This is a genomic window from Limnohabitans sp., from assembly GCF_030158565.1.
Taxonomy (GTDB): domain Bacteria; phylum Pseudomonadota; class Gammaproteobacteria; order Burkholderiales; family Burkholderiaceae_C; genus Limnohabitans_A.
The window spans coordinates 1-15,826 of the sequence record NZ_JAOASQ010000004.1 but is presented as its reverse complement, the minus strand read 5'-3'; the positions used below and the strand labels follow the sequence as shown (position 1 = coordinate 15,826).

Annotated in this window: 13 protein-coding genes; 9 read left to right on the top strand and 4 right to left on the bottom strand. The window is 62.8% G+C overall.

The features are described from left to right. The first annotated feature begins 137 nt into the window (after positions 1–137). The 7 genes from ppc (at position 138) to Q1W40_RS00635 (ending at position 9,939) form a co-directional block, all read left to right on the top strand. A complete protein-coding gene (gene ppc, locus Q1W40_RS00665) occupies positions 138–2,996 on the top strand; it encodes a phosphoenolpyruvate carboxylase (protein WP_300707821.1) in 2,859 nt (952 codons plus the stop codon). Between the two features lie 485 nt (positions 2,997–3,481). Then, entirely contained in the window at positions 3,482–4,930 is a 1,449-nt protein-coding gene (argH, locus tag Q1W40_RS00660; protein WP_300707819.1) for an argininosuccinate lyase, read from the top strand. 180 nt (positions 4,931–5,110) lie between these two features. Continuing rightward, a complete protein-coding gene (locus Q1W40_RS00655) occupies positions 5,111–5,947 on the top strand; it encodes a class I SAM-dependent methyltransferase (protein ID WP_300707817.1) in 837 nt (278 codons plus the stop codon). A 113-nt stretch (positions 5,948–6,060) separates the two neighbouring features. Beyond that, positions 6,061–6,549, top strand: a complete 489-nt coding sequence (locus Q1W40_RS00650) for a hemerythrin domain-containing protein (protein WP_300707815.1) — start codon at positions 6,061–6,063, stop codon at positions 6,547–6,549. Positions 6,550–6,678: 129 nt separating this feature from the next. Next, positions 6,679–7,833 (top strand): alpha-hydroxy acid oxidase, encoded by a 1,155-nt coding sequence (locus Q1W40_RS00645; protein ID WP_300707814.1) that lies wholly within the window; start codon positions 6,679–6,681, stop codon positions 7,831–7,833. Between the two features lie 68 nt (positions 7,834–7,901). Continuing rightward, positions 7,902–9,131 carry a DNA polymerase IV gene (dinB, locus tag Q1W40_RS00640; protein WP_300707967.1) on the top strand — a complete coding sequence of 410 codons (1,230 nt, stop codon included), beginning with the start codon at positions 7,902–7,904 and terminating at the stop codon, positions 9,129–9,131. Next, a complete protein-coding gene (locus tag Q1W40_RS00635; RefSeq protein WP_300707812.1) occupies positions 9,097–9,939 on the top strand; it encodes an enoyl-CoA hydratase-related protein in 843 nt (280 codons plus the stop codon). The genes dinB and Q1W40_RS00635 overlap by 35 nt, the downstream gene beginning before the upstream one ends. A 42-nt stretch (positions 9,940–9,981) precedes the next feature. Here Q1W40_RS00635 and Q1W40_RS00630 read toward each other — a convergent pair whose 3' ends face one another. From Q1W40_RS00630 to polA, 3 genes are all read right to left on the bottom strand, one after another. Beyond that, the gene (locus tag Q1W40_RS00630) at positions 9,982–10,398 is read right to left on the bottom strand and encodes a type II toxin-antitoxin system VapC family toxin (RefSeq protein ID WP_300707810.1); all 417 of its coding nucleotides are present in this window, start codon (positions 10,396–10,398) and stop codon (positions 9,982–9,984) included. Beyond that, positions 10,395–10,652, bottom strand: coding sequence for a type II toxin-antitoxin system Phd/YefM family antitoxin (locus tag Q1W40_RS00625; protein WP_300707808.1), 258 nt, complete (start codon positions 10,650–10,652; stop codon positions 10,395–10,397). The genes Q1W40_RS00630 and Q1W40_RS00625 overlap by 4 nt, the downstream gene beginning before the upstream one ends. A 92-nt stretch (positions 10,653–10,744) precedes the next feature. Beyond that, positions 10,745–13,585: a DNA polymerase I gene (gene polA, locus Q1W40_RS00620; protein ID WP_300707806.1), complete on the bottom strand. Its 2,841-nt coding sequence runs from the start codon at positions 13,583–13,585 to the stop codon at positions 10,745–10,747. Positions 13,586–13,681: 96 nt separating this feature from the next. Here polA and Q1W40_RS00615 point away from each other — a divergent pair, with 96 nt between their 5' ends. Both Q1W40_RS00615 and Q1W40_RS00610 read left to right on the top strand, forming a co-directional pair. After that, positions 13,682–14,632, top strand: coding sequence for a homoserine kinase (locus Q1W40_RS00615; RefSeq protein ID WP_300707804.1), 951 nt, complete (start codon positions 13,682–13,684; stop codon positions 14,630–14,632). Between the two features lie 12 nt (positions 14,633–14,644). Then, positions 14,645–15,442 carry a BPSS1780 family membrane protein gene (locus tag Q1W40_RS00610; RefSeq protein ID WP_300707801.1) on the top strand — a complete coding sequence of 266 codons (798 nt, stop codon included), beginning with the start codon at positions 14,645–14,647 and terminating at the stop codon, positions 15,440–15,442. Here Q1W40_RS00610 and Q1W40_RS00605 read toward each other — a convergent pair. After that, a partial coding sequence (locus Q1W40_RS00605) for a peptidylprolyl isomerase (RefSeq protein WP_300707799.1) occupies positions 15,399–15,826 on the bottom strand: 428 nt, incomplete at its 5' end. The genes Q1W40_RS00610 and Q1W40_RS00605 overlap by 44 nt on opposite strands.

Genomic DNA, 15,826 nt, shown 5'->3' with positions numbered 1-15,826 from the left:
AATTTCTCTGAAGAAAGGCTTCATCAAGATGAAACCCGTTGGTAATTTCTAGGGGCTGGCCGATGCTAGCATGAGGCACAGCGCCACAAGCGCTGCACACACGCTTGCCGAACCACCCCTTCACCGCACACCTCACGATGAAACAGGCCTCCAAAGAAACCACCGCCGCGCTGTCCAAAAACGCCCCCGTGCGCGCCAGCAAAACCGACAAACGCGACAGCGAACGCCCGCTGGTCGAAGACATTCGCCTGTTGGGTCGCATTCTGGGTGACGTGATCCGCACGCAAGAAGGCCCCGAGGCCTATGAGTTGGTGGAGCAAATCCGCAAGCTGTCGGTGGCCTTCCGCCGCGATGCCGACCACGAGGCCGACAAGGCGCTGAAAAAGCTGCTCAAGGGCTTGCCCGGCGACCGCGCCGTGAGCGTGATCCGCGCCTTCACTTACTTCAGTCACCTGGCCAACCTGGCCGAAGACCGCCACCACATCCGCCGCCGCGCCATCCACGAGCGGGCTGGCCACACGCAAGAAGGCAGCATCGACGTGGCGCTGCAGCGCCTGCGCTGGGCGGGCATCACGCCGCGCAGCATCTCGGACATGCTGGCCACCAGCTACGTCTCGCCCGTGCTCACCGCCCACCCGACCGAAGTGCAGCGCAAAAGCATTCTGGACGCCGAGCGCGACATCGCCCACCTGCTGACCGAGCGCGATGCCATCAAGGCCCGCGCCGCCATGGTGAACGCTGCCAAAGACGCCCTGACACCCAAAGAGCTGGCCGCCAACGAGCAACAAATGCGCGCCCGCGTGATGCAGCTGTGGCAAACCCGCCTGCTGCGCTTCACCAAACTCACCGTGGCCGACGAGATTGAAAACGCGCTGAGCTATTACGAAGCCACCTTCCTGCGCGAAATCCCCAAGCTCTATGCCGAGCTGGAAGAAGCCCTGCCGGGCCAGCCGATTGCCAGCTTCTTGCGCATGGGCCAGTGGATCGGTGGCGACCGCGACGGCAACCCCAATGTGACCGCCCAAACGCTGGAACACGCCCTGACCCGCCAAAGCGATGTGGCCCTGCGCCACTACCTGACCGAAGTGCATTACCTGGGCAGCGAGCTGTCGCTGTCGGCCATGCTGGTGCCCTTTGGCCCGGACATGCTGGCCTTGGCCGAACGCTCGCCCGACACCAACGAACACCGCCAGGATGAGCCCTACCGCAGGGCACTGACAGGCATTTACGCCCGCCTGGCCGCGACATTGAAAACCCTCACGGGTGGTGAAGCCGCACGCCACGCCGTCGCCCCGCAGAACCCTTATGCCAGCGCCGAAGACTTTTTGACTGATCTGCGCACCATCGAAGCGTCTTTGTGCAGCCACCACGCCGAAGCGCTGGCCGCGCAGCGCCTGCACCCGCTGATCCGTGCCGTGGAGGTGTTTGGCTTTCACCTGGCCACGGTGGACCTGCGCCAAAGTTCGGACAAGCACGAAGAAGTCGTGGCCGAACTGCTGACCACCGCCCGCGTGGAAAAGAACTACAGCCAGCTCGACGAACACGCCAAACAAGCCCTGCTGCTGGGCCTGCTCAACGACGCCCGCCCACTGCGCGTGCCCGGTGCCGACTACAGCGAACACGCCGTGTCCGAACTGGCCATCTTTGAAACCGCCCAGCGCATGCTGAGCACCTTTGGCAAGCAAGCGATCCGCCACTACATCATCAGCCACACCGAAACCGTGAGCGACTTGCTGGAAGTACTGTTGCTGCAAAAGGAAGTGGGCCTGATGCGCGGCACGCTGGACACAGAGGCGATCAACGACCTGATCGTGGTGCCGCTGTTCGAAACCATCGAAGACCTGCGCAACGCCGCGCCCATCATGCGCGAGTTCTACGCCCTGCCCGGCGTGGCTGCCCTGGTGCAGCGCAGCGGTGGCGAGCAGGACATCATGCTCGGCTACACCGACAGCAACAAAGACGGCGGCATCTTCACCAGCAACTGGGAGCTGTACCGCGCCGAAATCGCGCTGGTGGAATTGTTCGAGAAACTCGAACGCAGCCACGGCATCACCCTGCGCATGTTCCATGGACGCGGCGGCACCGTGGGCCGAGGCGGTGGCCCCAGCTACCAGGCCATCTTGGCGCAGCCACCGGGCACCGTGCGCGGGCAGATCCGCCTGACCGAGCAAGGCGAAGTCATTGGTGCCAAATTCGCCAACCCCGAAATCGGCCGCCGCAACCTGGAAACCCTGGTCGCCGCCACACTCGAAGCCACCCTGCTGCAACCCACCAAGCCCGCCACACGGGCGTTTTTGGACGCCGCCGCCGAATTGTCCGAAGCCAGCATGGACGCCTACCGTGGGCTGGTGTACGACACGCCTGGCTTCACCGACTACTTCTTTGGGGCCACACCGCTGAAAGAACTGGCCCAGCTGAACATCGGCTCACGCCCCGCTTCGCGCAAGGCATTGGAAAAAATCGAAGACCTGCGCGCCATCCCCTGGGGCTTCAGCTGGGGCCAGTGCCGCCTGACCTTGCCCGGCTGGCTGGGCTTTGGCTCGGCCGTGCAAGCCTTTCTGGACAAGCCCGATGCGGCCGAACGCAAAGCCGCACTGGCCTTGCTGCAAAAGATGTACCGCCAGTGGCCCTTCTTCCGCACCCTGCTGTCCAACATGGACATGGTGCTGGCCAAAAGCGACCTGGCCCTGGCCTCACGCTACGCCGAACTGGTCAGCGACAGCCGCCTGCGCAAAAAGATCTTTGCCGCCATCGAGGCCGAATGGCACCGCACCGCCGACGCGCTGGCCCAAATCACCGGCGAGAAGAACCGGCTAGAGAGCAACCCGGCTCTCGCCCGCTCCATCCGCCACCGCTTTCCGTACATCGACCCGTTGCACCACCTGCAAGTCGAGCTGATCCGCCGCTACCGCGCCGGCTTGGCCGACGAGCGGGTGCAGCGCGGCATCCACATCTCGATCAACGGGATTGCGGCGGGGTTGAGGAACACCGGTTGAGCATTTTTAACAAAGAGGCTCTAGCCGTATAACGCTGCTGAAACAGGGTCGGGCGGAGTCAATTGAAAAAATGCGACCTCAACACGGTCTATCGCGCTGCGGCGCAGCGTTATTGATCCGCCCCATGGAAATTTGAAAATATCGGGGCGAATCTGCAACTTCTGTCGGCCCTAAATTGCTTTAGCTGTCATCCCGGACTCACTTTGCCGGTCATCCCTGACTTGTTTTGCCTGACATCCCGGACTTGTTTTACCTGTCATCCCGGACTTGATCCGGGATCCACTGCACACAGCTGGCATTTGCACAGGGCATGGCTGCACACTGGATCCCGGGGCTTCGCCAGGGATGACAAAACAGGGGATGCGCTGACATGTCGAGTTCATCGGGTCAGATCTGTGGTCGGTTGGTGTTACCTATCATCCGCCAAGCTCGGATCGGAGGCCCAAGCCAGGCCACGGCGCCTGCACCCGATAAAATCGGCGTCTATGACAAACCAACTCGACAAAAAATCCCAAGCTTGGTCCGCGCTCTTTTCTGAACCCATGAGCGAGTTGGTCAAGCGCTACACCGCCAGCGTGTTCTTTGACAAACGCCTGTGGCAAGCCGACATCCAGGGCTCGCTGGCCCACGCCGAGATGCTGGCCGCACAAAAGATCATCGGCGCCAGCGATCTGGCCGACATCCAGCGCGGCATGGCGCAGATCACCCAGGAAATCGAATCCGGTGTCTTCGAATGGAAGCTTGACCTGGAAGACGTGCACCTGAACATCGAAGCACGCCTGACCCAACTGGTGGGCGACGCAGGCAAACGCCTGCACACCGGCCGCAGCCGCAACGACCAGGTGGCCACCGACGTGCGCCTGTGGTTGCGCAGCGAGATGGACCTGATCATCGACTTGCTGGTCGACCTGCAAAAGTCGTTGGTCGATGTGGCCGAGCAAAACGTCGAGGTCATCCTGCCCGGCTTCACCCACCTGCAAGTGGCCCAGCCCGTGAGCTTTGCCCACCACCTGCTGGCCTATGTCGAGATGTTTGCCCGGGACGCCGAACGCATGAGCGACGTGCGCCGCCGCACCAACCGCCTGCCGCTGGGCAGCGCCGCCTTGGCGGGCACCACCTACCCGCTGGACCGCGAGCGCGTGGCCCGCACCTTGGGCATGGTCGATGAACACGGCAACGCGCAGGTCTGCCAGAACAGCCTGGACGGCGTGAGCGACCGCGACTTCGCCATCGAATTCACCGCCGCCGCCAGCCTGTGCATGGTGCACATCAGCCGCTTCTCTGAAGAGTTGATTTTGTGGATGAGCCAGAACTTCGGCTTTGTGCGCATTGCCGACCGCTTCACCACCGGCTCGTCCATCATGCCGCAGAAAAAAAACCCCGACGTGCCCGAGCTGGCGCGCGGTAAAACCGGCCGCGTGGTCGGCCACCTGATGGGCCTGATCACCCTGATGAAGGGCCAGCCCCTGGCCTACAACAAGGACAACCAGGAAGACAAAGAGCCGCTGTTTGACACCGTCGACACACTCAAAGACACCCTGCGCATCTTCAGCGAAATGGTCGGCGGACAGCTCAACCCCGCCACCGGCCAAAAAGAGGGCGGCATCACCGTCAACGCCGCCGCCATGGAAGCCGCCGTGAAAAAAGGCTACGCCACCGCCACGGATCTGGCCGACTACCTGGTCAAAAAAGGCTTGCCCTTCCGCGACGCCCACGAAGTGGTGGCCCACGCCGTCAAGACCGCCCAAGGCCTGGGCGTGGACCTGTCAGAGCTGCCGCTGGAAACCCTGCAAAAGTTCGACAGCCGCATCGAAGCCGATGTGTTTGGGCCGCTCAGCCTGCAAGGTTCGCTCAATGCCCGCAACACGCTGGGCGGCACAGCGCCTGCGCAAGTGCGGCTGCAGATTGCGCGTCACCGGACACGTTTGGCCTGACCCTCAAAGCCGATCCACACCCAGGGGCAGTCGCTGCATGCGGCTGCCCCTTTTTGCTTTGGGTTCGTCCACACACAGACCGCCCACACCAGAACCGCAAGACTGCCCTCTTTGTTGCACGACAACACATGCCTCGTCACTGGCCTTGGCCAAGCCGACCGGGCCACAAGGAGGCACACCATGGAATTTCGCACCGGGTCCACGGACTTCGACACCCTGGAGGCCTTGCCTCGCACACTGCTGATTCCTTTGGCGGCTCGGGCGCACGGCCCCAAAATCTTCCCTGCGCTCAACCCTGGCGATCGCTATGCCGAGGCACTGCTGAACACAGCAGGGGTGGTCGCCACCCCTTCGCCCAGTGACGCCTCCGTTCTGCTCAACGTGTTGTGGCGCACGCAATTGATCAAACAGTTGGGACAAAACTTCTTCGAGCGGCACCCCGACAGCACGGGGGTGAATCTGGGCGCAGGGCTGGCGCATTATTTCCAGTGGCTGCGCAATGAACACAACAGCTGGGTGGACGCGGACTTGCCCGAGGTGATCGATTTGCGCCAATCCTTGATCCCCGAGACCTCCGGGCAATGCAAAAACCAGGCATTGGATCTGACCCAGGCAGGCTGGTGGAAACAGCTGGAGCCTCACCAGGGCGAGCCGCATCAACCTCTGTTGCTGGTGTGTGAAGGTGTTTTGATGTACCTGCCCGCCACACAGGTGCGCACGGTCTTGCGGGAAATCGCCAACAACGCCCCCGATGGCTCGGAGTTGTTGGTCGACTTCATTTCGCCTTGGGGTATCGGTCCGCAAGCGCCTTTTGCGCCCCTCATGGCCCCATTCCAATGGGGCGCACACAATGGCCTGGAAATCGCCCAGATCCACCCCAGGCTGGAACTGATCGCCCAGCGCAGTGTCTCCGAAGCCTATGGCTGGGGCGCTTGCATGACCGAGCTGTGTTGCAGCCCCTTCACAGGCGGCCCCCTCTATGGACTGGCCCATTTGCGGGTCTGCGACAGCGATTAGCCAGCCAGGCTGCAGGGTCACACAGGCCCCATGCGCTATCCGCGATAATTTGGTTTCTAGACAGCGCCTGCAGTCCTTGCGGGAACGTCTTCAGCCCCATTGAACCGATCGCCATGACCACTGCCACCCCCACCCTGATGCCCTGGACCGAATCCCTCAACACGGGCGACGCCCGCATGGACGAGACGCACCAGGAGTTTGTGGACATGATCAACCAGATCCTGGCCACGCCCGAGGACGAGCAGCTGCCGGTCTACAAAGCGTTCCTGGACCACACGGTCGAGCACTTTGCCCAGGAAGAGCGCTGGATGCTGGCCACTGGCTTTTCGGCCGACAACTGCCACGCCGAGCACCACGCCACGATTTTGGAGACCATGCGCGTGGTGGAAGCCCACTACCTGGACACCGACAAACAGATCATCACCCGCCTGGCTGAAGCGTTGGCCGAATGGTTCCCGGGCCACGCCAACAGCATGGACGCGGGCTTGGCGGCGCACCTGAAATCGGTCGGCTTTGACAGCGTGACCGAAACCCTGGCCGACCCTTCGGCCATCAAAAACGTGACCATGTCGGGCTGTGGCAGCGTCAGCTGCACCAGCTAAAACCCCCTGGGGCTTGGGCTGCCCCAAGAAATTTCAAAGCAGCTGTCCCAAGTTTCACAACCTCCGAGCCGCTGGGCGGCTAGGATGCCTGTTGATTTGAACAACTGACATCCTTTCGGAGACTGCCCCATGCCCGTGATCACCAACATCGAAGACCTGCGCGTTCTGGCCGAAAAGCGCGTGCCGCGCATGTTCTACGACTACGCCGACAGCGGCTCCTGGACCGAGGGCACCTACCGCGCCAACGAAAGCGACTTCCACAAGATCAAGCTGCGCCAGCGCGTGGCCGTGAACATGGAAAACCGCACCACGGCCACGAAAATGGTGGGCATCGACACCAAAATGCCCGTGTGCATCGCCCCCGTGGGCCTGACCGGCATGCAGCATGCCGACGGTGAAATGCACGCGGCCATGGCGGCCAAGAAATTCGGCATCCCCTTCACCCTGTCGACCATGAGCATCTGCTCGATCGAGGACATCGCGGCCCACACGCAAGCGCCCTTCTGGTTTCAGCTGTACATGATGCGCGACCGCGACGCCATGGTCCGCATGATCGACCGCTGCAAGGCCGCCAACGTGAGCGCCCTGGTGCTCACGCTCGATTTGCAAGTGATCGGCCAACGCCACAAAGACCTCAAAAACGGCCTGACCGCACCACCCCGCCCCACGATTGCCAACATCATCAACCTGATGACCAAGCCGCGCTGGTGCTTAGGGATGGCTGGCACCAAACGCCACACTTTTGGCAACCTGGTCGGCCACGTCAAGGCCGTGACCAACATGAAATCGCTGGCCTCCTGGACCAACGAGCAGTTTGACCCCACGCTCAACTGGGAAGACATCGCCTGGGTCAAAAAGCAATGGGGCGGCAAGCTGATCTTGAAGGGCATCATGGACGTGGAAGACGCCAAGCTGGCCGTGGCCAGCGGGGCTGACGCCATCGTGGTCAGCAACCACGGCGGCCGCCAACTCGACGGCGCCCCCAGCAGCATTGAAGCCCTGCCAGCCATCGTGGCCGCCGTGGGCAGCCAGATCGAAGTCTGGATGGACGGCGGCATTCGCAGCGGCCAGGACGTGCTCAAGGCCTGGGCCCTGGGTGCCAAAGGCGTCATGATCGGCCGCGCCATGGTCTATGGCCTGGGTGCCATGGGCGAAGAAGGCGTGACCAAGGCCCTGCAGATCATCCACAAGGAACTGGACGTGACCATGGCCTTTTGCGGTCACACCAACATCCAGAACGTGGGCACGAATATCTTGTTGCCAGGCACCTTCCCGACGGCCTGAGTGGCCAGCGCTCGCGCTATGCTTGAAGGGTGACCACCGCCCTGACCCGCCGCATTGCCCACCTCGACATGGACGCGTTTTACGCGTCCTGCGAGCTGCTGCGCTACCCGCAGCTCAAGGGCTTGCCGGTGGTCATTGGCGGCGGCCGCCGCAAGGAAGACGACTTGCTGGGCAAGCTGCAGGCGGCCTACCCCGAGGGCGAATGGACCGAAGAAACCTTTGCAGAGCGGCTGGACCGGATTCCGGTCGACTTTTTCCCGCGCATCGAAGGCTACACCGGGCGCGGCGTGATCACCACCGCCACCTATGCGGCCAGGCAGTTCGGCATCGGCTCGGCCATGGGGCTGATGAAAGCCGCCAAGCTCTGCCCGCAGGCCATCCTGTTGCCTGTGGACTTTGAGCGCTACCGGCATTATTCGCGCACCTTCAAAAGCATCATCACCGACATCGCACCCGTCATGCAGGACCGGGGCGTGGACGAGGTCTACATCGACTTCACCGAGGTGCCCGGCGGCCAGCGCGAAGGCGGGCGTGTGCTGGCCCGCCTGATCCAGAAAAGCATTTTTGACGCCACGGGCCTGACCTGCTCGATTGGCGTGGCGCCCAACAAGCTGATCGCCAAGATGGCCAGCGAGTTCAACAAACCCAACGGCATCTCGATCGTGCACGAGGCCGACCTGCAAACCCTGATCTGGCCGCTGGCCTGCCGCAAGATCAACGGCGTGGGGCCCAAGGCCGATGAAAAACTCAAGGGCTTTGGCATCCACACCATCGGCGAGCTGGCCGCCCGCGAGCAGCACTGGCTCATTGAAAACTTTGGCAAAAGCTACGGTGCCTGGCTGCACGAGGCAGCCTGGGGGCGCGACGACCGCCCGGTGGAGACCGAGAGCGAGCCCGTCAGCATGAGCCGCGAAACCACGTTTGAGCGCGACCTGCACGCCGTGCGCGACCGCGAAGAACTCGGGGCCGTCTTCACCCGGCTGTGCGAACAGGTGGCGGCCGACCTGCAGCGCAAAGGCTACGAAGGCAAAACCATCGGCATCAAGCTGCGGTATGACAACTTCCAGGCTGTGACACGCGACCAAAGCCTGACCGACTACACAGCCGACGCCAAACGCATCCGCCAGGTGGCTGGGCAATGCCTCAAGCGGGTAGACCTGACACGCCGCCTGCGCCTGCTGGGCGTGCGGGTGGGCACGCTGGTCAAGGCGGGGACAGCCGCCCCCGCAGACAAGGGCTACATTGCCACTGAGGAGACCACCCATGAACAAACTGAACTGTTTTTCCCTGACGACTGAGGGCCACGTTGCCCACCTGGTGCTCAACCGCCCCGAGGCGATGAACACCATGCACCCGACCTTCTGGCGCGAGCTGCACGAGGTGCTGACCGACATTCATAAGGCGGGCACCGCCCGGGCGCTGGTGATCTCCAGCACGGGCAAACACTTCAGCGCGGGCATGGACCTGCAAACCTTTGGCAGCGCCATCCAGATGGACGACAGCAGCGCCGAAGGCCGCTCTGCCGTGTACGACCTGCTGACCGACATGCAGCACACCTTCACCCTGCTCGAAGAGCTGCGCATCCCGGTCATTGCGGCCATCCACGGCGGCTGCATTGGCGGCGCGGTGGACATGGTGACCGCCTGCTGCATGCGCTATGCCTCGGCCGACGCGTTCTTCTGCATCCAGGAAATCAACATCGGCATGGTGGCCGACGTGGGCACGCTGCAGCGCCTGCCCAAGCTGCTGCCCATGGCCCTGGTCAAAGAACTGGCCTACACAGGCCGCCGCCTGAGTGCCGACAAAGCGCTGGCCCACGGCCTGGTCAACGACGTGCTGCCCACCCACGAAGCGGCTGTGGCCGCCGCCCTGCAAGCGGCCAAAGAGATCGCCAGCAAACCGCCCGTGGCCATCTGGGGCACCAAGCAAGTGCTGCACTACGCCCGCGACCACAGCACCGAAGACAGCCTGCGCCACATGGGCTGGCTGCAAGGCGCGATCTGGAGCAACGCCAACGTGCGCGAAGCGATCAGCGCGTTTCAGCAAAAACGTGAAGCGAACTTCGCGCCTCTGCCGGCGCTGAAGGGGTTTCGGGAATTCGGCTGAGCATGACGGTATGCGCCATAGTCTCTTTGGCAACTTGGCGAACTAGGTCGCAACAAAAGGATTGAACACCTCAAACCCCAACGCCCGAAAATCCGCCACATTCCGGGTAGCAACGGTCAGTCCATGCACTTTCGCCGTGGCGGCAATCATGGCGTCTTCGTAGAACGTGTCTGACTTTCGATGCATCAACCGCGCCCAAGCCGTGAATGCAGCAGCATCCATGGGCAAGACGTTGTACGCGCCAGCCACCAGCGCCAACCAAGCCTCAATCTCTTGAGCCTTTTGAGGGTCTTGCTCTCGCGTCATTTCGATGCCCGCTTGTATTTCGCCCAGCGTGACCGCAGACACATACAGCTGAGCGTCATCCAGCGATTGCAGCCACGCCACCACGGCCCCGTGCGGCCGTGGCTTGCGCAGTTCCGACACCACATTGGTGTCCAGCAGATAACGCTGACTCACAACAGCGGCTTCACGGATCGCCGTTTGGCTTGTCCGCGTGGCGGCAAGCTCATGTCGGTGCGGGCTTGGTCAGAAAGCAGCAATTGCTTCAACGAGGGGCGAGTTGCCGATTGCATACGCCGCCACTCTTGCACCGGCACCAGCACAGCGGCTTCGGTGCCGCGCCGGGTCACCATTTGAGGTCCTTCAACCAAACAAGCGTCCAAAAATTCACTGAACCGCGCTTTCGCGTCTTGTACCGGCCATGCATGCATCTGAACCCCCTTCAAACTAGTCATCAGACTAGTCTGCCTGTGTTTTTTTCATCTGTCAAACCAACTGGTCATTCACCCCTGGCATCAGAACCTCAGTGCGCCTGCTCCCAGTTCGGGCCAAAGCCGACTTCGGCCAAGAGCGGCACCTTGAGGTCGGCCACTCCGGCCATGATGCGCGGCACCTCGGTGCGCACCCATTCAACCTCAGATTCAGGCACCTCGAACACCAGTTCGTCGTGCACCTGCATGATGACTTTGGTGGCCTTGCCTTGTTCATCGAGCGCCTTTTGCACCGCGACCATGCTCAGCTTGATCAGGTCGGCCGCTGTGCCCTGCATGGGCGCGTTGATGGCGGCGCGCTCGGCCCCGGCGCGGCGCGGGCCGTTGGGGCTGTTGATCTCGGGCAGCATCAGGCGGCGGCCAAACACGGTCTCGACATAGCCCTGGGCCTTGGCCTGCTCGCGGGTGCTGTCCATGTACTGCTTGACCCCGGCAAAGCGCTCAAAGTAACGGGCGATGTAGTTCTTGGCCGCCGTGTTGTCGATGCCCAAGGCCTTGGCCAAACCAAAGGCGCTCATGCCGTAGATCAGGCCGAAGTTGATGGTCTTGGCGTAGCGGCGCTGCTCGCTGCTCACCGTGTCGGGCGTTGCGCCAAACACCTCAGCCGCCGTGGCCTTGTGCACGTCCAGCCCCTCATGAAAGGCCTTGAGCAAGGCCGGATCGTCGCTCAGGTGCGCCATGATGCGCAGCTCGATCTGGCTGTAGTCGGCGCTGGCAATCACGCAGCCTGCGGGGGCCACAAAGGCCTCGCGCACCTTGCGGCCCTCGGCGGTGCGCACCGGGATGTTTTGCAGGTTCGGCTCGTTGCTCGACAGGCGCCCCGTCACGGCCACGGCCTGCGCGTAGTTGGTGTGCACGCGGCCCGTGCGCGGCAGGGCCAGCTGCGCCAGCTTGTCGGTGTAAGTGCCTTTGAGCTTGGACAGGCTGCGGTGCTCCAGGATGCGGGCCGGCAGCGGGTAGTCTTCGGCCAGTTTTTCCAGCACCTCTTCGTCGGTGCTGCGGGCGCCGGTGGCGGTTTTCTTGATGACGGGCAGGCCGAGCTTGTCAAAAAAGATCTCGCCCAGCTGCTTGGGGCTGGCCAGGTTGAAGGGCTGGCCTGCGATCTCGTAAGCCTCGGTTTCGAGCTGCACGATGCGCTCGCCCAGCGCCTGGCTTTGCGCGGCCAGGGTGGGCGCGTCGATCAGCACGCCGTTGCGCTCGATGCGGTACAGCGCTTCGCTGGTCGCGATCTCCAGGTCGTACACAAACTTCAGGCTCGCATGCGCTTCGATCTGCGGCCACAACGTCAGGTGCACGTCCAGGCACTGGTCCGAGTCTTCGCACGAATAATGCGCGGCCTTGTCCACGTCGACCTGCGCAAACGGGATCTGGTGCGCGCCCTTGCCGCACAGGTCTTCATAGGTCACGCCCCGGCGGCCCACATGGCGTTCGGCCAAACTGCTCAAGCCGTGCGGCTTGTGCACTTCGAGCACATAGCTCTCCAGCATGGTGTCGTGGGCGTAGCCCTGCACCTCGATGCCGTGGTTCGCGAACACATGGCGGTCGTATTTGATGTTCTGGCCCAGCTTGTGGCGGGCCGGGTTTTCCAGCCAGGGCTTGAGCTTGGCCAAGATGTCTGCCAACGGCAGTTGCTCGGGCGCGCCCGGGCCGTTGTGGGTCAGCGGGATGTAGGCCGCCTCGCCGGGCGTGACGCTCAGCGAAATGCCCACGATTTCGGCACGCATGGCGTCCAGCGAAGTCGTTTCGGTGTCGATGGCGGTCAGCGGCGCTTGCTCAATGCGCTCAAGCCATTGGTCGAACAGCGCCCAGTCGAGCACCGTGTCGTATTTCAAATCACCCTGCACCGCGCTGGCGGCGTTGTCCAGCGCGGGCAATGCCGGGGCTTCTTCGTCTTCGGAACCGCCGAACAAATCGCCCATACCGGTATCTTTGGGCTTGGCGGTTTTGGCCTTGGCCGCAGGCGCAGGCATGGCCCCGCCCAGCGATTGCACCAGCCCCTTGAAGCCATAGGTCTGGTAAAAATTCAGCAGCTTGTCTTTGTCTGGCGCGTGCAGGTGCAGGCTGGCCAGCGACGGCAAATCGGGCACCCAGCCGTTCAGGTCGCAGTCGGTTTTCATGGACACCAGCGCCCGACCCTTGGGCAGCCAGTCCACGGCCTGGCGCAGGTTCTCGCCCGCCACGCCCTTGATCTCGTGGGCGTGCGCCATCAGGTTGTCGAGCGAGCCGTATTCGAGCAGCCACTTGGCCGCCGTCTTGGGGCCGACCTTGTGCACACCGGGCACGTTGTCCACCGGGTCGCCCACCAGGGTCTGGTAGTCGATCATCAGCGAGGGCGGCACGCCAAACTCTTCGGTCACACCCGCCACATCGCGCACCTTGCCGTTCATGGTGTCGATGATGGTGATGTGCTCGTTCACCAGCTGGCTCAGGTCCTTGTCGCCACTGGACACCGTCACCTCGATGCCCTGCTGCGCGGCCGTGTGGGCCAGCGTGGCGATCACATCGTCGGCCTCCACACCGGGCACGTCCAGCACAGTCCAGCCCATCAGGCGCACCAGCTCATGGATCGGCTCGATCTGCGAGCGCAGATCGTCGGGCATGGGGCTGCGGTGGGCCTTGTACTCGGGGTACATCTCGTCGCGAAAAGTCGGGCCTTTGGCGTCGAACACGCAAGCGGCATAAACGGCGGGCACGTCCTTGCGCAGCCGCTCCATCATGTTGATCATGCCGCGAATGGCCCCGGTGGCGGGGCTGGTCGGGTCACCCGGCACGGCCCGCAGGTCGGGCATGGCATGGAAGGCGCGGTACAGGTAGCTGGAGCCATCGACCAGCAGCAGGGTCGGCTTCGCGGTATCGGGGGTGTTTTCGCTCATCCCCCGATTGTGTACCGGGATAAAGCCCTTTCTTGCCCCTCTACAATCGACACTTTCCTATCCGGCCAGCCCTCTGGTCCCCTCACAAGCTCTCCCATGGCGGTATTCACCGAAGTCTCCGAGTCCCAAGCGGCCCAACTGATGCAGTCCCTGAACCTGGGCGAACTGACAGAATTGCGCGGCATTGAGGGCGGCATCGAAAACACCAATTACTTCGCCACCACGACCCAAGGCGATTACGTGCTCACCTTGTTCGAGCGCTTGACCCAGGAACAACTGCCTTTTTATCTGTTCCTGATGAAGCACCTGGCAGGGCGCGGCATTCCGGTGCCCAACCCCGCCGCCAACCGCGATGGCGACATCCTGCACACCGTGAGCGGCAAACCTGCGGCCGTGGTCAACAAGCTGGCGGGCAGGAGCCAGTTGCAACCCCAGGCCGTGCATTGCGCCGCCGTGGGTGACATGCTGGCGCGCATGCACCTGGCCGGGGCCGACTACAACCGCAGCCAGCCCAATTTGCGAGGTCTGCCCTGGTGGAACGAGACCGTGCCGGTGGTACTGCCCTACCTCCATGATGCCCAAGCGGCCCTGCTGCGCAGCGAACTGGCCTACCAAAACCACATCGCCGCCAGCTCCGCTTACACCGCCCTGCCCCGCGGCCCGGTGCATGCCGACCTGTTCCGAGACAACGTGATGTTCGATGGCGAGCAGTTGACAGGCTTTTTCGATTTTTATTTCGCGGGCGTGGACACCTGGTTGTTTGACTTGGCCGTGTGCCTGAACGACTGGTGCATTGACCTGGCCACTGGCCTGCACGACGCACCACGCGCCCAGGCCATGCTGCAGGCTTACATGGCCGTGCGCCCCTTGAGCGCCGCCGAGCGCGCTTTGCTGCCTGCCCTTTTGCGCGCAGGGGCTTTGCGCTTCTGGATCTCGCGTTTGTGGGACTATCACCTGCCGCGTGAAGCTTCCATGCTCACGCCACACGACCCCGCCCATTTTGAACGGGTGTTGCGCGGGCGCATTGCGCAAGCCGTGACGCTCTGATCCACTGACCTCATGCAACTGAACATCGTCCCCGCACGCACTGGCCTGAACTGGGCCCGCCAGGGCATCCGCACCTTCTGGCGCCAGCCCCTGGCCCTGTCGGGCCTGTTTTTCTTGTTCATGGCGGTGGTCTCGCTGGTGTCCATCGTGCCGCTGCTGGGCGGGGCTTTGGCTCTGGTGCTGCTGCCTGCGCTGACGCTGGGCATGATGGCCGCCACAGAGGTGGCCGAGGACCAACGCTTTCCCATGCCAGGCCTGCTGTTTGCCGCGCTGAAATCAGGCCCTCAACGCAAAGCGATGTTGCAGTTGGGCGCCTGGTACGCGGTGGCGTTCCTGCTCATCATGGGTATTTCAGCGTTGGTCGATGGCGGCACCTTTGCGCAGGTTTACCTGACGGGTGCCAACATGAGCCCCGACGTGGTCAATTCGGCTTCTTTTCAGGCCGCGCTGTGGGTGTCCATGGTGCTGTACATCCCGCTGGCCATGATGTTCTGGCATGCGCCAGCACTGGTGCATTGGCAAGGTGTCAGCCCCGTCAAAAGCCTGTTTTTCAGCTTTGTGGCTTGTGCCCGAAACCTGCGCGCCTTCATGGTGTACGTGGCAGTCTGGTTCGGCCTCTTCGTTGCCGTGGCCACCGTGTCCATGCTGGTGACCAGCTTGCTGGGCGATCCCAGCTTGCTGATGGCCATTTTGATGCCCGCCGGACTCATGGTCGCGGCCATGTTTTTCACCTCGATGGTGTATTCCGTGCGGGACTGTTTCCAGGTCAGTGGTGGTGACCGTGCGCCCCGTGCGCATGACGGTGCGTGACTTCATCGGCTGAAGCGGCACGCACTTCCAGCACCTTCAGGCTCAGGCTCAGGTTCTGACCAGCCCAGGGGTGATTGCCGTCCAGAATGACTTGGTCGCCCTTGACCTTGATCACGGTGAACACGTGCTCTTGCCCTTCGGGTGTGCGGCCACGCAGCTGGCCACCGACTTTGACGCCCGGCGGAAAGTCTTTCTTGGCGATGGTCTGCACCAGCGTTTCGTCGCGCTCGCCAAAGGCGTCGGCTGCAGCGAGCTTCAAGGTGGTCTCAAAGCCCACGTCCTGGCCTTCTAGGGCTTCTTCGATCTTGGGCAGGGTGTTCTCGTAGCCGCCGTGCAAATACGAAGTGGGCTCTTGTGCTTTGTCCAACAACTGGCCTTGGGCGT